Below are 17038 nucleotides of genomic sequence, written 5' to 3'. Positions count from 1 at the left end.
AGGTAGCCGGCATGTTCCGCAAGGTTCTCGTCGCCAACCGGGGCGAGATCGCGATCCGCGCGTTCCGCGCCGCGTACGAACTCGGTGCGGGCACCGTCGCCGTGTTCCCGCACGAAGACCGCAACTCGCTGCACCGGTTGAAAGCCGACGAGTCATACGAGATCGGCGAACCTGGCCACCCGGTCCGGGCCTACCTGTCCGTCGACGAGATCATCGGCGCGGCGCGCAAGGCCGGAGCGGACGCGATCTACCCCGGCTACGGGTTCCTGTCCGAGAACCCGGACCTGGCCGAGGCGTGCGAGCGCGCCGGGATCACGTTCGTCGGGCCGTCCCACCAGATCCTGCAGATGACCGGCAACAAGGCCACCGCGGTCGCCGCCGCCCGGGAGGCCGGGGTGCCGGTGCTGGACTCCTCGGCTCCCTCCAGCGACGTCGACGAACTGCTCGCGGCCGCCGAGGAGATGACCTTCCCGGTGTTCGTCAAGGCCGTCGCCGGCGGCGGCGGGCGCGGCATGCGCCGCGTCGACCAGCTCCCCGCGCTGCGCGAGGCGCTGGAGGCGGCCATGCGCGAGGCCGAGTCCGCGTTCGGCGACCCGACGGTGTTCCTCGAACAGGCCGTGGTCAACCCGCGGCACATCGAGGTGCAGATCCTCGCCGACGGCGCGGGCGACGTCATCCACCTCTACGAGCGGGACTGCTCGGTGCAGCGGCGCCACCAGAAGGTCATCGAGCTGGCCCCGGCACCCAACCTCGACCCCGAGCTGCGGGAGCGCATCTGCGCCGACGCGGTCGCCTTCGCCCGCAAGATCGGCTACGTCAACGCGGGGACCGTCGAGTTCCTCGTCGACGAGCGGGGGCGGCACGTGTTCATCGAGATGAACCCGCGCATCCAGGTCGAGCACACCGTCACCGAGGAGGTCACCGACGCCGACCTCGTCCAGTCCCAGCTGCGCATCGCCGCCGGGGAGACGCTTTCGGAACTGGGCATGACCCAGGACTCCGTCCGGCTGCGCGGCGCCGCGCTGCAGTGCCGGATCACCACCGAGGACCCGGCCAACGGGTTCCGCCCGGACACCGGCATGATCAGCGCCTACCGCTCGCCGGGCGGCGCGGGCATCCGGCTCGACGGCGGCACCGCGTTCGCCGGGACCAGCGTCAGCGCGCACTTCGACTCGATGCTGGTCAAGTTGTCCTGCCGCGGGCGGGACTTCCCGACCGCGGTGGCCCGCGCGCGGCGCGCCGTCGCCGAGTTCCGCATCCGCGGCGTGGCCACGAACATCCCGTTCCTCCAGGCGGTCCTCGACGACCCGGACTTCGCCGCAGGACGGGTCACCACGTCCTTCATCGACGAGCGGCCGCACCTGCTCACCGCCCGGCACTCCGCCGACCGCGGCACCAAGCTGCTGAACTACCTGGCGGACGTGACCGTCAACCGCCCGAACGGCGAGCGGCCCGCCACGCCCGACCCGGTGCACAAGCTGCCCGCGCTGGACACCTCGGTCGAGCCGCCCGCCGGGTCCAAGCAGAAGCTCACCGAACTCGGCCCGGAGGGATTCGCCCGCTGGTTGCGGGAGAACCCGGCGGTGGGCGTCACCGACACCACCTTCCGGGACGCCCACCAGTCGCTGCTGGCCACCCGGGTGCGCACCCGCGACCTGCTCGCGGTGGCACCGCACGTGGCGCGCATGACGCCCGAACTGCTGTCCCTGGAGTGCTGGGGCGGCGCGACCTACGACGTGGCGCTGCGCTTCCTCGCCGAGGACCCCTGGGAGCGGCTGGCCGCGCTGCGCGCGGCAGTGCCGAACATCTGCCTGCAGATGCTGCTGCGCGGCCGGAACACCGTCGGCTACACGCCTTACCCGACCGAGGTGACCGAGCACTTCGTGCAGGAGGCCACCGACACCGGCATCGACATCTTCCGGATCTTCGACGCGCTCAACGACGTCGAGCAGATGCGCCCGGCGATCGAGGCGGTCCGCGCCACCGGCAAGTCGGTCGCCGAGGTGGCGCTGTGCTACACCGCCGATCTGTCCGATCCGGACGAGAAGCTGTACACATTGGACTACTACCTGCGCCTGGCCGAGCAGATCGTGGAAGCCGGGGCGCACGTGCTGGCCATCAAGGACATGGCGGGACTGCTGCGGCCGCCGGCCGCGGCGAAGCTGGTCACCGCGCTGCGGCAGGAGTTCGACCTGCCGGTGCACCTGCACACCCACGACACCCCGGGCGGACAGCTGGCCACCTACCTGGCGGCGGTCCAGTCCGGTGTGGACGCGGTGGACGGCGCCGCCGCGTCGATGGCCGGAACCACCTCGCAGCCCGCGCTGTCCTCGGTGGTCGCCGCCACCGACCACACCGACCGCGCCACCGGGCTGGACCTGCGGGCGGTGTGCGACCTGGAGCCGTACTGGGAGGCCGTGCGCAAGGTCTACCAGCCGTTCGAGGCCGGGCTGGCTTCGCCGACCGGCCGCGTGTACCGGCACGAGATCCCCGGCGGCCAGCTGTCCAACCTGCGCACCCAGGCGGTCGCGCTCGGACTCGGCGACAAGTTCGAGGAGATCGAGGCGATGTACGCCGCGGCCGACCGGATCCTCGGCCGCCTGGTCAAGGTGACCCCGTCGTCGAAGGTCGTCGGAGACCTGGCGCTGCACCTGGTCGGTGCCGGGGTGGAGCCGGCCGACTTCGAGGCCGACCCGCGCCGGTTCGACATCCCCGACTCGGTCATCGGCTTCCTGCAAGGGGAGTTGGGCGAGCCGCCCGCGGGCTGGCCCGAGCCGTTCCGCTCCCGGGCGCTGCAGGGCCGCACCGCGACCCGGCAGGTCGCGCAACTGTCCGAAGAGGACGTGCAGGGGTTGCGGGAGGACCGGCGGTCCACGTTGAACAGGTTGCTGTTCCCCAAGCCCACCAAGGAGTTCACCGAACACCGCGACGCCTTCGGCGACACCTCGCTGCTGCGCAGCAAGGACTTCTTCTACGGGCTGCGCCCGGGGGAGGAGTACTCGGTGGACCTGGAGCCCGGCGTGCGGCTGCTGATCGGCCTGGAGGCCATCAGCGAGCCGGACGAGCGCGGCATCCGCACCGTGATGGCCGTGCTGAACGGGCAGCTGCGGCCGATCCAGGTGCGCGACCGGTCGGCGGCCTCGGACCTGCCGATCGCGGAGAAGGCCGACCGGTCCAACCCGGGCCACGTGCCCGCGCCGTTCGCCGGCGTGGTCACGCTGTCGGTCGGGGAGGGAGACGTCGTCGAGTCCGGGCAGACCATCGCCACCATCGAGGCGATGAAGATGGAGGCCGCGATCACCGCCCCGCAGGGCGGCCAGGTCAAGCGCGTCGCGATCGGCGGCGTCCAGCAGGTCGAGGGCGGTGACTTGATCATCGAACTCGCCTGAGACCTCGACCTCCGCGTCGCGGGCCCCGTCGTCGGGGTCCGCGACGCGTTGTTTCCGGTCGCGGAGTCGGCCCTGCTGGGGTAGTCGGTGAAAAACTGACGTGTCTTTCATCACGTCGAACGTTCTCGCAGGTCCGTGTAGCTTCTTCGGCTTCGGTGTTGCGACGTTCGCGCGAATCTCCAGGCGTGCGGACAACCGGTCCAGCCTCCGAGCGTCACACGAACGTATGGCACGGTCGGTACCAGCCGAACGAAAGTCGAGGAGAACGATGCGCACCAGGAAAGCGTCCGCGTTCACCGTGGCGGCCCTGATCGCCGGAGGTGTGTTCGCCGGCGCCGCGAGCGCGCAGGCCACGGGTCTGAGCCCGAGCCCGTGCGAGGCCACCGCCAAGGCGTGCGTGAGCCTGTCCACCAAGCAGGCGTGGCTGCAGAACCCCGACGGCACGACGTCCTACGGGCCGGTGCCGCTGACCAGCGGCAAGCCCGGCTCGGAGACCCCGACCGGCGTGTTCCACGTGCTGTGGAAGGACGCCGACCACCGCAGCCGCGAGTTCAACAACGCGCCCATGCCGAACTCGGTGTTCTTCACCAACACCGGCGTGGCCTTCCACGAGGGCAGCCTGAAGGCCCAGTCGAACGGCTGCGTCCACCTGTCGACGACCGCCGCGAAGCGCTTCTTCGACACCCTCAACCAGGGAGACGAGGTCCAGGTCCTGCCCTGAGATCCCGTCTTCGCACTCGTTTTGCGTGGCGGTGCGGTAGCAGGCACTGACCCGTCCGCGAAGTCCCCGTCCGATCGCGATCGGACGGGGACTTCGCGCGTCAGCGGGTCCGCAGCACCGCGAGCAGCTGGGTCGCCCGGCTCAGCGCCACGTAGAGGGCGCGGCGACCGGTCGAGGACTCCGCGGCCAGCCCGTCCGGGTCGACGACGAGAACGCCGTCGTACTCCATGCCCTTGGCCTCCAGGCTGCCGACCACCCGCAGCCGCTCGGAATCCACCGCCGACAGCCACTCCCGGACCTCGTCGCGGCGCGCCATCGTCGTGATCACGCCCACGGTGCCCTCGGTGCCGGCCACCAGCTCGGCGGTCTCCGACCGCGCCGCCTCCGGGAGTTCCGCGGCGTCGACCTCCCGCACCCGCGGCTCGATCCCCGTGCTGCGCACCGCCGCCGGCAGGTCGTCCGCGGGCACCAGGTCGCGCACCGCGTCCGCGGCGTGCGCGAAGATCTCCGCCGAGTTGCGGTAGTTCGTGCGCAGCGTGAAGCGGCGGTGCGACCGGGCGCCGCTGAGCGCCTCGCGACGCGCCTCGGCGGCCTCGTCCGGGTCGGGCCAGGACGACTGCACCGGGTCGCCGACGATCGTCCAGCTCGCGTGCCTGCCCCGGCGGCCGACCATGCGCCACTGCATCGGCGAGAGGTCCTGCGACTCGTCGACCACGACGTGCGCGTACTCGTCGTAGTTGCGCGGCGGCGGCTCCTCGTCCGGGTCGGCGCGGCGCGGCCGCGGCGGCGGTCCGGCGAGCGTGCGCAGCTCGTCGATCAGCGCGACGTCGGCCACCGTCCACTCGGACACGTCGGTCCACGACTTGGCCAGCAGGTCGATCTCCTCGGCGGACAGCAGCCGGCGGGCCGCCCGCGCCAGCCGGCCCGGGTCGGACAGCCAGCGCAGCACCTGCATCGGGTACAGCGGCGGCCACCAGGTGACCAGGAACCGGTGGAACTCGATGCGTTCGCCGATCTCGGTGATCAGCCGCTCGCGGTCGGGCTGGAAGTCGTCGTCGGCGGCCTCCTGCGCCTTCCGCCACAGGGCCTCCAGCAGCGCGTCGGCGGCCCGCATCCGGGACCGGTTGGGCTGCGAGCCCTTCGAGTGCAGGGACCGGCGGATCCTCCCGAGCTCGTCGGCGCCCAGCTTGAGCACCACGCCCCGGTAGAAGATCTGCAGCTGCTCGGGCGCGTCCGGCGGCGGCAGCCGGAGGGCGCGCCGCAGCACCTTGACCATCCGCGGCGAGCCCTTGACCTCCGCGGTGCGCGGGTCGTCCAACCGCTGCGCGGCGAGGCCGTCCAGCACCTCGCCGAGCGCCCGCAGCTCCACGTTGTGCTCGCCCATCGACGGCAGCACGCGCGAGATGTAGGACATGAACACCGGTGACGGGCCGACGACCAGCACGCCCGGGCCCCCGAGCCTGCGCTGCTCGCGGTACAGCAGGTACGCGGCGCGGTGCAGCGCGACCGCCGTCTTGCCGGTGCCCGGACCGCCGGTGATCTCGGTGACCCCGCCCTCGGGCGCGCGGATCGCCTCGTCCTGCTCCTTCTGGATGGTGGCCACGATGTTGCGCATGGAGTCGCCCCGCGACCGCGTCAGCGCCGCCATCAGCGCGCCCTCGCCGACCACGCGCATGTCGGCCGGTGCGCGGTCCGGGTCGAGCAGGTCGTCGGAGAGGTCCACGACGCGCTCGCGGGAGCAGCGGATCACCCGGCGCCGCACCACGTCCAGCGGGTGTTCCGGGGTCGCCTGGTAGAACGCGGCGGCCATCGGGGCCCGCCAGTCCACCAGCAGGTTCTCGAACCGCTCGTCGCGGATGCCGAGTCGTCCGATGTGGACGGTGTCGCCGGAGGCCAGGTCCAGCCGGCCGAACACCAGGCCCTCGGACTCGGCGTCCAGCGCCTGCAGGGTCCGGTTCGCGTGGTGGACCATCACGTCCCGTTCGTAGAGCGCTTCCGGCGTCGCCTCCTTGCCGTGCTCGTAGCTCCTGGCGCGCATCGCCTCCGCCTCGGTGCGCAACTCACCGAGGCGGTGGTGCACGCGGTCGACGTGCTCCTGCTCGACCGCGATCTCGGCCTGCTGAACGGACGCTTCGGACACTGAGCTTCTTCTCCCCGTCTCGCCATGGGCAGACCCCCCAGAGTACGTGCCACCACGCCCCGACTTCGCCGCTCCCGGGGCGCGGTGGCGCCGACGTCGAGGCGTAGGCTGACCTGCGATCCAGCCCGCACCGGCCGATGCGCGAGGATGGGGCCCGTGACACGGATCGTGGCCGGAAGCGTCGGCGGGCGGCGGATCGAGGTGCCGCCGCGCGGCACCAGACCCACCTCGGAACGGGTGCGCGAAGCCCTGTTCAGCTCGTTGGAATCGGCGGTCGACCTCTCCGGCGCGCGGGTCCTCGACCTCTACGGCGGTTCCGGCGCGCTCGGACTCGAAGCGCTGTCCCGCGGTGCCGCGCACGCCACCTTCGTCGAAGCCGACCGCCGCGCCGCGCAGCTGCTGCGCCGCAACGCCGCCGCCCTCGGTCTCGCCGGCGCGCACGTCGAGCAGGCCAAGGCCGAGACCCTGCTCGCCGGGCCCCCGGCGCAGCCCTACGACGTGGTGCTCGCCGACCCGCCCTACGACCTGTCCGGCGACCGGTTGCGGGCGGTCCTTCAGGCGCTGGTCGAGCACGGCTGGACGGTCCCCGGCAGCGTCGTCGTCGTGGAACGCGCGGCGCGCAGCGGCGAGCCCGACTGGCCCGCGGCGCTGGAGGCCACCCGCTCCCGGCGCTACGGCGACACGGTCGTGCACTGGGCGGTGCACCTCCCGGTGTAACTGCGGCGCAATTCCTGCCCCACCAGTCCGCGCCGGTGACCCGCACCACGTCGTCATGGGTGTTCACCGGGCCTGCTGCTAACGTCCCGGCACATGAGGCGTGCCGTGTGTCCAGGCTCTTACGACCCGGTGACGAACGGTCATCTGGACATCATCGAGCGAGCCGCGAAGCTGTTCGACGAGGTCGTCGTCGCGGTGCTGGTGAACAAGAACAAGAAGAGCCTGTTCACCGTCGAGGAGCGGCTGGACATGCTGCGCGAGGTCACCGCGCAGTGGCCCAACGTCCGCATCGACTCCTGGCACGGCCTGCTGGTGGACTACTGCCGGGCCAACGACATCGGCGCCATCGTCAAGGGCCTGCGCGCGGTCAGCGACTTCGACTACGAACTCCAGATGGCGCAGATGAACCAGCGGCTCTCCGGCGTCGAGACGTTGTTCATGTCCACCAACCCGCTGTACAGCTTCCTGGCCAGCTCGCTGGTGAAGGAGGTCGCCACCTACGGCGGCGACGTCTCCAACCTGCTGCCGCCCAAGATCGAGCAGCGCCTGCGGGAGCGTCTCACCGAGAACTGACCCGTTCGGGTGGGGAATTTTCACGCGATGAGGCGGCACTGCGTTTCGGATTCACGCCAACGCCACGAGCTGATCACCTGCTCGCATTAGCGTCATTCGCTATGAAGCGGATCACAGTGAACGCAGTGCGGATGCTGCTGGCCGGGTTGCTCGTCGCCGCCGGTGTCCTCGGTCTCCAGACCGGTGCCCTGTCCGCGCCGCCCGCCTCGGTGGCGCAGGCGTCGTGCGGGGACACCTCGGGCTTCGCCAAGGTCAACCTGTCGCAGCTGCCGCCGGAAGCCACCGACACCGTCAACCTGATCAAGAAGGGCGGGCCCTACCCGTACCCGCAGGACGGGCAGGTCTTCGACAACCGCGAAGGCGTGCTGCCGGACTGCCAGAAGGGCTACTACCACGAGTACACCGTCAAGACGCCCGGCAGCGACGACCGCGGCGCGCGCCGCTTCGTCACCGGTGAGAAGGGCGAGTACTTCTACACCGACGACCACTACAAGAGCTTCAAGCTGACCAACGTCGACGCGTGAACCGACGATCCGGCGCCCGCCCGGTCCGCCGGGCGGGCGCCGGACGTCGTTGACACGCCCCGGACACCGGATATCCCGCGCCCGGTCGCGCGGCACGGGCAGACTGGACGGCGGACAGACCGTGATCGCGACGTCCTCGGCCGTTCTGACATGCTTGCCACCTGGGCGGCAACCCTGGTCGGCAACGGAGTGCAGGGAGATCAACGTGTACCGGGTGTTCGAGGCGCTGGACGAACTCGTCACGATCGTCGAGGAGGCGCGCGGCGTCCCGATGACCTCGGGCTGCGTCGTCCCCCGAGGTGACGTGCTGGAACTGCTCGACGACGTGCGGGACGCCATCCCGCAGGAGCTCGACGACGCCCAGGACGTGCTCGACCACCGCGACGACCTGGTCGCCAAGGCGCAGTCGCAGGCCGACCAGACCGTCGGCGACGCGCAGTCGGAGGCCGAGCGCACCGTGGCCGAGGCCCGCACCGAGGCCGAGCGGATGCTCGCCGAGGCCCGCGAGCAGGCCGACCAGCTGCTCTCCGAAGCGCGCGCCCAGGCCGAGCAGACCGTCAACTCCGGCCGCCGCGAGTACGAGGACTACATCAGCCGGGCGCAGTCCGAGGCCGACCGCATGGTCCAGGCCGGCCGCGCCGCCTACGAGCAGTCCGTCCACGAGGGCAAGTCCGAACAGTCGCGGCTGGTCGCCGACACCGAGGTGGTCCAGGCCGCCAAGACCGAGGCCAAGCGCATCGTGGACGAGGCGCACAACGACGCCGAACGCCTCCGCGGCGACTGCGACGCCTACGTCGACTCCCGCCTGGCGGACTTCGAAGACCTCCTCAGCCGCACGCTGCGCACCGTCGGCAAGGGTCGCCAGCAGCTGCGCACCCCGGTCGGCGCCCCGTTCGACTACGAGGAGTGGAACCCGGCGCGCGCCGGAGCAGCGCAGAACGGCGGTGACTCGGACAACTAGGCCGCCCCCTCCGCCGGGACGGTGTTCCCCTGGCGGCCGCCCGCCGCGAGGCGCTCTCCGGTCTTCCCCGCACCGGTGCGATGGCCGGTTCCGGCCCCGGCAGGCCGTCGGCGACACCGGTCGATGCGCTCCGCCGCCCGGCGGCGCGGTACTCCGCCCGAGCCCGAGCCATCCGGGTGGAAGTGCCCTGATGGCCACATTTTTCCCCGTCGCAGCGCCAAGATCGGTCGGTGCGCGTGCGTCCGGTCCGAGTGGGACGGGGGTGCTGGGGTGGAGTGCAGCTTCTGGGAGTTCGGCGCGATCGTGCGCCAGGAACGCGCCCGCCACGAGGCCGGGCTGGTCTCGGCGGTCGAGGCGAGGCGGAAGTTCGACGTTCCGGTCTTCGTCGCCTCCCGCGCCAGCGGGCTGCCGCGGCCCGACGATCCGCGGGCCACGTTGGCGGAGGCGGAGGCCAGCGTCCGGGCCAAGGGCTGGATCGAGCGCAGCGGTCGGCTCGACGACAGCTGGTACGAGATCGTCTCGACGCTGGTCTACGGGCCGTCGTTGGCGTACCTGTACCTGAACGCCCCGGACAGCGCCGAAACGCGGGCGCTGGTGGCCGCGTCGCGGGGGCTGGCCTTCCGGATCGTGCTGCGCGGTGAACGGGTGCGGATCGACGAGGTGCGGCCGGATGCCGCCGAGCGCGCGCTGGTGGCCTGCCTGCCAGACGTCGCCCCGGCGCCGGGCCGGGCGGTCGAGGTACCGACCGGCGTGCTGCGCGCGGCCGGGATCGAAGCCGAGAACCACCGGGCCGACCAGGGTGACTGGATCGCCTACGAACTCGGCCAGGCCGACGTCCCCGCCTCGGACGCGAGGGAGATCGGCCGCTTCTGCAAGCTCGCTGACCGCACCACCGCCCACTTCAACGTCGCCGTCCGCGACACCCGCGGCGCCGGCCACCTCGCACCCTGGGCGATCACCGTCCACCACAGCCCCGCGGGCCGCGTCGCCCAGATCCCGCAGCCACCCGGTGGGGAGCGGACGGTCGTCGGGCCGGGGAGTGCGAAAGTCATCGCCGTCGCCTTATGTGAATACCGTGACAGGATGCACCTCCAATTGGGCGAAGATCGTTTGTCATCACGCCTCTGAGCGTCCGAAGTATGGGTGATTCCGTTCGGTTCTTTCCTGTGGGAGCGTGATATATGCCACTGTCATGTCCGGTCGGGAAGCCGAAACAGGAGGGCAACTGTGGGAGATCCTGCCAGAGTGCGCGGCCACTCGGCGTTCTACGTCGATCTCGATCGCGCTTCCGAACTGCTTGCCGAGCTCGACGAAGTGCGGGCGAAGTACGAGACGGCGCGGGAAAGGGCCGCGGAGTTGGGAAACATCCCCTCGCCGTTCGGTGATGAGGTGACAGTGGACGTTTTTCGGAAAATCGGAGAACGCGCCCAGGGTGGTGAAGGTAGCCTCTACGAAACCGCCGACGGGATGGCCCGGTGGATCGCGGACTTCAAGGACGCGGTCCAGAAGTCGATCGATGAGCACAAGCGCATCGACGACGGGAACCGGATGGCATGACTGCGCACACCACGCGTGTCCTCGCGGCGTCGGCGGCACTGATGGCGTTCGGACTGGCCAGCTGCACGGCGTCGGTTTCCGGGACACCGCAGCCGTCTTCCGCGCCGCCACCGTCCCTCGTTCCTTCTCCGGCGGGGAAATCGGATCCGCTCCACATCGAGCACCCGAAGAAGCTGGCGGCGTTTTCCGATCCTTGTCAGCTGTTGTCCCCGGAACAGCTCGCGCAGCTCAACGCGGGGCAAGCCGCCGCAGCGCAGTCCGAGTGGGGGCAGGCGGCCTGCAAATGGCGTAATCAACTCTTCACGCTCAAAGTGTCGCCGGATACGCTCCAGCAGCAGGGGCTGCGGTGGGTGGCGATGACCGCGGGGGCGGGCGGAAAACCGGATGTCGAGGTCAGCGGCTATCCAGCGGTGCATTACGGCATCAGTTCAGGTTCTTGCGGGACGTACGTCGGGACGTCGGACAAGGAATTGTTCCTGGTGTACTTCCAAACGGGTTCTGAAGGACAGGGGAAGCCGGAGTACGCGGATCCGTGTGCGGTGGCGGATCGGATCGCGGGGATGGTGTTGGAGAACCTGCCTCCGGCGTGACGTGGGGGACTGGGGAGCATGGTGTTGTTCGACTGGTTGTTCGGCGGTCGGGAAGTGCCGGACCGGGCGCAGGTGGAGTTCGACCACCGGAAGGTCTTCGGGGAGGTGCGGTCCGGGCCCGGGCCGAAGCCCGCGTCGCAGGCGGCATGGCGGTGGATGTGCGAGGTCCGTTCTGCCTTCGAACGAGCTGAGGCGGAGCTGCGGCGGGTGCTCCGGACGTTCGACGTCGTCATGCAGGGGGCTGCGGGGAAGCAGGCCAAGGAGGCCGTGACTCCGCTGGTCAACGCCACTCGGCGTTCCATCGACGTGGCCGCGCAGGTCGGAGTGGCGGTGGAGCAGCAGGCGCAGGGGTCGGCGGATTTCAAGAACGGGTTTCCGCCTCCGCACGAGGTGCCTCCGGACGACATCGGGTGGGCCGACTACGTCAATCCCGTGTCGTACGCGGCGAAGTCCGGGGTGCGGGCTGCGCACGAGGTCGTGCACGCCGAGGTCGAGGAGCGGGCTCGGCAGCAGTACGAGTCCTACGCGCGGGCCAGCAACGAGCGGGTCGCCTCCATGCCGCGGTTCGCGCCGCCGCCGAAGTTCGACGCCGACGTGGTGGCCGCTCCGACCGAGCCGGTGCCGCGGGTGCGCCCGGAGGCCGGTCGGCCGCCCAGCGCGGTGGGGCGGAATCCGGGCGGTGATCCGCGGGTTCCGCCTCCTCGGGGTGCGGCGCCGGAGGTGGCGGATCCGTCGGGTGCGGACCCCGCCCCGCAGCGCCCCGCGCCGGAGGACCCCGCTGCGGACGTGCCTGCGGAGTCGGAGGCGGCGTGGGCGGCTCCGGCCGCCGCTGACCCGGCGCCTCCGGCGGGGGCGGCGCCCGGGGTGGCTTCCGGTGGCGTCGCCGTGCCGCCGGGCAGCGGTGAGTCGTCCGGCGGTGGGGTGTCCGGCGCGGGTGGCCGGGCGGGTACCGGTCGGGGTGCTGGTCCGGGTGGTCGTTCGGAGGTGGGCGGTTCGCGCTCCGGTGGCGCCGGTGCGGGCGCGCGGGGCGGTGGTGTCGCCGGTGGTGGTGCGCCCGCCGGTCGCCGTCGGCGGTCCGACGAGGACGCGGAGCGGACCGGCAAGTACCTGGTGGCGACCGGGGAGGCGTGGGCGGATCTCGAACTGCCGCGGGTGGCGCCGCCGGTGTTCGGGGACTGGTCCGCTGTCGAGGACAAGCCGCCCCGGCCGCCCGAGGACGACTGAGCGCGGGCCCGTCCGCCCCGGGCGGCGCGCAGGGGCTGTTTTCGCCGTGGCGCGCGGGTCGCGTACCCTGGAAAAGCTGGTTGCGGGCGATGCGTCGCTCGCCGACGTCTGCCAGGACCCGAGCGAAAACACTGCCGAACCTGATGTCTCAGAACCACGAAGCGCGCGCCGCGCACACCGGCCCCTGGGTGTTCGACACCCGGGAGATCGGTCACCGAGCGGGCAGCAGCCGCGCCTACACCCGCCGAGCCCCGGCGCCCGCCGGGTTCGGCCTGGACATGATCAGGGTGCCGGAGGGCGAGCCGGTCGAGCTCGACCTGCTGGCCGAGTCGGTGGTGGAGGGCGTGCTGGTGTCGGGCACCGCCACCGCGAAGCTGACCGGCGAGTGCGCCCGCTGCCTGGACCCGATCTCCGACGAGGTCGAGGTCGAGGTGCGGGAACTGTTCGCCTACCCGGACAGCGCCACCGACACCAGCACCGATGAGGACGAGGTCGGACGGATCGTCGACGAACTGATCGACCTCGAACCGGTGGTGCGGGACGCGATGCTGCTGTCGCTGCCCTCGTCACCGCTGTGCTCGCCGGACTGCCAGGGGCTGTGCTCCGGGTGCGGCGCCAAGTGGGCCGAACTCGCCCCCGAACACACGCATGAGACCATTGATCCTCGCTGGGCCGCGCTGCGTGAGCGGTTCGGCGGGACCGAGGAGGAGAACTAGTCGTGGCCGTCCCGAAGCGCAAGATGTCCCGGGCCAACACCCGTCACCGCCGGTCGCAGTGGAAGGCGTCGGCGCCGGCGCTGGTGCAGTGCGAGAACCGCGCCTGCCGTGAGCCGAAGCTCCCGCACGTGGCCTGCCCGGCCTGCGGCCAGTACGACGGCCGCCAGGTCGTCTCGCCTGCCTGATCGGCGGTCGTGCAGTGGGGGGAAAGCAGTCGCGGGCCCGGAAGGTGGACCGGGCGCCGTTGTTGCGGGCGCTCGGCGTCGAACTGGACGCCGAGCTGCTCACCCTTGCCCTCACCCACCGGTCGTACGCCTACGAGAACGGTGGGTTGCCGCCGAACGAGCGGTTGGAGTTCCTGGGCGACGCGGTGCTCGGTCTGGTGATCACCGACCACCTGTACAACGAGCACCCCGACCTGCCCGAAGGGCAGTTGGCGAAGCTGCGCGCCAGCGTCGTCAACATGCACGCGCTCGCGGGCGTCGCGCGGGGACTCGGTGAGGGCGGTCTCGGCGAGCACCTGCTGCTCGGCCGGGGCGAGGAGCTCACCGGGGGGCGCGACAAGGCGAGCATCCTGGCCGACGGGTTGGAGGCCGTGCTCGGCGCGGTCTACCTGCAGAACGGCATCGACGTCGCGCGCGAGGTGATCCACCGGCTGTTCGCGCCGCTGCTGGCCGAGGCGCCGCAGCGCGGAGCCGGTCTGGACTGGAAGACCAGCCTCCAGGAGTTGACCGCCGCCGCCTCGCTGGGCGTCCCCGAGTACCGGGTCGAGGAGCAGGGCCCGGACCACCGCAAGGAGTTCAGCGCGTTCGTGTCGGTCGGCGGGGACACGCTCGGCCGCGGTGACGGGCGCACCAAGAAGGAAGCCGAGCAGAAGGCCGCCGAGGCGGCCTGGCGCAAGCTTTCCGAGCAGGTCGGCGACGGTCAGGCCGACGGCGCGCAGGAGTCCGCCGGGGGTGCCTGACGGCCGGGCGCGGGCGTGGTCGAAGATGCGTTCGTGCCCGAGTTGCCTGAGGTCGAGGTCGTCCGGCGCGGTGTGGAAGCGCACGCGGTCGGCCGCACGGTGTCCAGCGTCGAAGTCCGGCATCCCCGCTCGGTCCGGCGGCACGTGCCGGGACCGGAGGACTTCACCGGTCGGCTGACCGGCCGGGTCTTCGCGGCCGCGCGGCGCCGCGGCAAGTACCTGTGGCTGGAGCTGGGCGGTGAGCCGACCACCGAGGACTCCGGCGGGGAGGCGCTGATCGCGCACCTCGGGATGAGCGGCCAGCTGCTGGTGCAGCCCGAGGGCACGCCCGACGAGAAGCACCTGCGGGTGCGGTTCCGGTTCGCCGACGGCGGTCCCGAGCTGCGGTTCGTCGACCAGCGCACGTTCGGCGGGCTGCACCTCGCCGACCTGGTCGAGGTCGACGGGATCGCGGTGCCCGAGCCCGTCGCGCACATCGCGCCCGACCCGCTGGAGCAGATCTTCGACGTCGAGGCCGTGGCGGCCCGGATGCGCAACCGGCGCACCGGGGTCAAACGCGCGCTGCTCGACCAGAGCCTGGTCTCCGGCATCGGCAACATCTACGCCGACGAGGCGCTGTGGCGGGCCAAGCTGCACTGGGCCCGGCCCACCGCGACGCTCACCCGGCCCAAGATCCGCGAGCTGTTCGGTGCCGTGGACGACGTCATGCAGGACGCCCTGAAAGCGGGCGGCACGTCGTTCGACGCGCTGTACGTCAACGTCAACGGCGAGTCCGGGTACTTCGACCGCTCGTTGGCGGTGTACGGGCAGGCGGGAATGCCGTGCCCGCGCTGCGGGGCGTCGGTGCGGCGGGACTCGTTCATGAACCGCTCGTCCTACACCTGCCCCGCCTGCCAGCCGACGCCGCGCAACGCGCACTACTGACCGCGGCAGTCGTAGAGCTGCGTCGACGACCCCGGGGCCGCCCCGTAGTCGGCGGGCGGCACCACCGCGCAGTGGTGCGCGACCCAGGACATCGACTCGTCCACGACGCGGGTGTCGACCGGGCCGCCCATGCCGCGGACACCCGAACTCCCGCCGGTCCAGACGTAGCGCAGCAGTCCTGCGTGGACGTCGCGGCGCAGCTCGTCGACCGTCGGTGCCGGGTCGTCGCCGTTGTACCCGCCGACCGCCATCACCGGTCGGCCGGTGTCCAGGATGACGGGCGCGGCGACCATGGAGCCGACCACGGCGACCAGCCACGTTTCGTTCCGGTGGTGCTCCACCAGGTAGCGGGTGAGCGCAGGCCCGATCGTCTCGTCGCGCGGTCCCTCCCGGAACCGGCGTCCGGGACCGGGAGGACCGTGCGGCGGGGGCCGGTGGGCCGCGGTGCGCGCCGGGCCCGCCGCGGGGAACGTCGCGGCGACCGGGGTGGACAGCGGGGTCAGCGCGTACGCGGTCGGTCCGGCCAGCACCGCGACCACGCCGAGCGCGGTGCCCGCCGCCACGACCCGCGGGCGGCGGGTCAGCGGGTTCGCCGTCGCGATCAACGCGACCGCGGTGAGCGCCACGACGGTCGGGCCCAGCCACGGCACGAAGTCCGGTGTCTCGTCCAGCAGGTGGTAGCACCAGGCGCCGGTGACCGCGATCGAGACGGGGAGCAGCAGGCCCCACCACCCCTCGCGGGCCAGCCGCAGCATGGCGGTCACGCCCATGCCGACCACCGCGGCCAGCGGGGCCGCGAGCGCGACGGTGTAGTAGGGGTGCCAGATGCCGGACGCGGTGCTGAACACCACCGCCGTCACCAGCAGCGTTCCGGCCCACAGCAGGAAGTCCGCGCGCTGCGGGTCCTGGCGGGGGCGACCCCGCAGGTGCAGCAGCACCGCCACCGCGCCGAACACGGCGAGCGGGAACAGCCAGGCGATCTGCGGGGCGACCTCGCCGGTGAGCAGCCGCGTCCAGCCCCCGTCGTGCATCCCAGCACCCGGCGGACCGCCCGGGCCGGGACCAGGCGGGTGGCCCGCTCCGCCGCCGGGCATCATCCCGGGCGACATGACCTGCGCCTGGCCGCCGACGCGGCCGAGGCCGTTGTACCCGACGGCCAGGTCCCACACCGTGTTGTCGGTGCTGCCGCCCACGTGCGGGCGCGATGCCGCCGGAAGCAGGTCCACCACCGTCATCCAGGACAGGCTCACCAGCAGGAGGGTCGCGGTGGCCGCAGCGAGGCCCAGCAACCTGCGCGGCAGCCGCGGTGCGGCCGTGACCAGGTAGACCACGCCGATCACCGGCAGCACCAGGTACGCCTGGAGCATCTTGGTGTTGAACGCCAGACCGACGGCGACCGCGCACCACAGCAGCGGTGCGAGCCGACCGGAGCGGACCGCGTTCGAGGCCGCCCACAGGGCCAGCGCCAGCAGCAGGGCGAGCAGCGCGTCCGGGTTGTTGTGGCGGGCCATCACCACGGCGATGGGGGTCACGGCGAGGCTGATCGCCGCGACGGTCGCGGCGAGCGGGCCGAAGCCGCGCCGCACGACGTGGTGCACCACCCCGACGGTCAGCGCTCCGGCCACCGCCTGCGGCAGCAGCAGGCTCCAGGCGTGGAGGCCGAACACGCGCGCCGACAGCGCCTGCACCCACAGGGCCAGCGGGGGTTTGTCGACGGTGATGAACGAGCCGGCGTCCAGGGCGCCGAAGAAGAACGCCTTCCAGCTCCGCGTCATGCCGAGCACCGCGGCCGAGTAGTAGGTGTTGGCCCACCCGTTGATCGACAGGGCCCAGCAGTTGAGGAAGGCGCTGAGCGCGAGCACCGCGCACAGCGCGGGACGCTCCCAAGCCGCCCGGATTTTCGGTTCTGGTCGCATCGGGTGCCGACTGTGGCGCACCGACCTGGGAGTTGCGTGTGAGTTCCGCGAGAACTCCCCGCACCCGCATTCCCAGTCTTTTCCCAGGTCGTGTGCACGGGCTTCGCACCTCGGTCCGGCTT

At 71.8% G+C, this 17038-nt stretch carries 16 protein-coding genes; 14 read left to right on the top strand and 2 right to left on the bottom strand.

Annotated features, from left to right (window positions below; all coding sequences use genetic code 11):
- Window positions 1-11 precede the first annotated feature (11 nt).
- Together NV263_RS24975 and NV263_RS24970 are read left to right on the top strand one after the other, a co-directional pair.
- Window positions 12-3389 carry a pyruvate carboxylase gene (locus NV263_RS24975; protein ID WP_263249062.1) on the top strand — a complete coding sequence of 1126 codons (3378 nt, stop codon included), beginning with the start codon at window positions 12-14 and terminating at the stop codon, window positions 3387-3389.
- Between the two features lie 268 nt (window positions 3390-3657).
- A complete protein-coding gene (locus tag NV263_RS24970; protein WP_263249061.1) occupies window positions 3658-4110 on the top strand; it encodes a L,D-transpeptidase in 453 nt (150 codons plus the stop codon).
- Between the two features lie 100 nt (window positions 4111-4210).
- Here NV263_RS24970 and NV263_RS24965 read toward each other — a convergent pair whose 3' ends face one another.
- On the bottom strand, window positions 4211-6250 hold the full coding sequence (locus tag NV263_RS24965) for a HelD family protein (protein WP_263249060.1): 2040 nt from the start codon (window positions 6248-6250) through the stop codon (window positions 4211-4213).
- A 156-nt stretch (window positions 6251-6406) separates the two neighbouring features.
- Between NV263_RS24965 and rsmD the strand changes: the two genes are divergently transcribed.
- From rsmD to mutM, 12 genes are all read left to right on the top strand, one after another.
- The gene (gene rsmD, locus NV263_RS24960) at window positions 6407-6967 is read left to right on the top strand and encodes a 16S rRNA (guanine(966)-N(2))-methyltransferase RsmD (RefSeq protein ID WP_263249059.1); all 561 of its coding nucleotides are present in this window, start codon (window positions 6407-6409) and stop codon (window positions 6965-6967) included.
- A 93-nt stretch (window positions 6968-7060) separates the two neighbouring features.
- A complete protein-coding gene (coaD, locus tag NV263_RS24955; protein WP_263249058.1) occupies window positions 7061-7540 on the top strand; it encodes a pantetheine-phosphate adenylyltransferase in 480 nt (159 codons plus the stop codon).
- Between the two features lie 101 nt (window positions 7541-7641).
- A complete protein-coding gene (locus NV263_RS24950; RefSeq protein WP_263249057.1) occupies window positions 7642-8064 on the top strand; it encodes a ribonuclease in 423 nt (140 codons plus the stop codon).
- A 205-nt stretch (window positions 8065-8269) separates the two neighbouring features.
- Window positions 8270-9025, top strand: a complete 756-nt coding sequence (locus NV263_RS24945) for a DivIVA domain-containing protein (RefSeq protein WP_263249056.1) — start codon at window positions 8270-8272, stop codon at window positions 9023-9025.
- 270 nt (window positions 9026-9295) lie between these two features.
- Complete coding sequence (locus NV263_RS24940) at window positions 9296-10153, top strand: ESX secretion-associated protein EspG (RefSeq protein WP_263249055.1); 858 nt, start codon at window positions 9296-9298, stop codon at window positions 10151-10153.
- Window positions 10154-10252: 99 nt separating this feature from the next.
- Window positions 10253-10582, top strand: coding sequence for a hypothetical protein (locus NV263_RS24935; protein ID WP_263249054.1), 330 nt, complete (start codon window positions 10253-10255; stop codon window positions 10580-10582).
- A complete protein-coding gene (locus NV263_RS24930) occupies window positions 10579-11172 on the top strand; it encodes a DUF3558 domain-containing protein (protein ID WP_263249053.1) in 594 nt (197 codons plus the stop codon). The genes NV263_RS24935 and NV263_RS24930 overlap by 4 nt, the downstream gene beginning before the upstream one ends.
- An 18-nt stretch (window positions 11173-11190) precedes the next feature.
- Window positions 11191-12396, top strand: a complete 1206-nt coding sequence (locus NV263_RS24925; RefSeq protein ID WP_263249052.1) for a hypothetical protein — start codon at window positions 11191-11193, stop codon at window positions 12394-12396.
- A 143-nt stretch (window positions 12397-12539) separates the two neighbouring features.
- The gene (locus NV263_RS24920) at window positions 12540-13112 is read left to right on the top strand and encodes a YceD family protein (protein ID WP_263249051.1); all 573 of its coding nucleotides are present in this window, start codon (window positions 12540-12542) and stop codon (window positions 13110-13112) included.
- A gap of 2 nt (window positions 13113-13114) precedes the next feature.
- Window positions 13115-13297, top strand: coding sequence for a 50S ribosomal protein L32 (rpmF, locus tag NV263_RS24915; RefSeq protein ID WP_263249050.1), 183 nt, complete (start codon window positions 13115-13117; stop codon window positions 13295-13297).
- A gap of 14 nt (window positions 13298-13311) precedes the next feature.
- Window positions 13312-14076 carry a ribonuclease III gene (gene rnc, locus NV263_RS24910; RefSeq protein WP_263249049.1) on the top strand — a complete coding sequence of 255 codons (765 nt, stop codon included), beginning with the start codon at window positions 13312-13314 and terminating at the stop codon, window positions 14074-14076.
- A 33-nt stretch (window positions 14077-14109) separates the two neighbouring features.
- Window positions 14110-15000, top strand: coding sequence for a bifunctional DNA-formamidopyrimidine glycosylase/DNA-(apurinic or apyrimidinic site) lyase (mutM, locus tag NV263_RS24905; RefSeq protein ID WP_263249048.1), 891 nt, complete (start codon window positions 14110-14112; stop codon window positions 14998-15000).
- Here mutM and NV263_RS24900 read toward each other — a convergent pair.
- On the bottom strand, window positions 14994-16916 hold the full coding sequence (locus tag NV263_RS24900) for an ArnT family glycosyltransferase (RefSeq protein WP_263249047.1): 1923 nt from the start codon (window positions 16914-16916) through the stop codon (window positions 14994-14996). The genes mutM and NV263_RS24900 overlap by 7 nt on opposite strands.
- Between the last annotated feature and the right edge of the window lie 122 nt (window positions 16917-17038).

Origin of the sequence: Saccharopolyspora rosea (genome assembly GCF_025643595.1) — a bacterium.
Taxonomy (GTDB): Bacteria; Actinomycetota; Actinomycetes; order Mycobacteriales; family Pseudonocardiaceae; genus Saccharopolyspora; species Saccharopolyspora rosea.
Note: the sequence above shows the minus strand (reverse complement) of the source record. Positions and strands in the feature narration are given on the sequence as shown.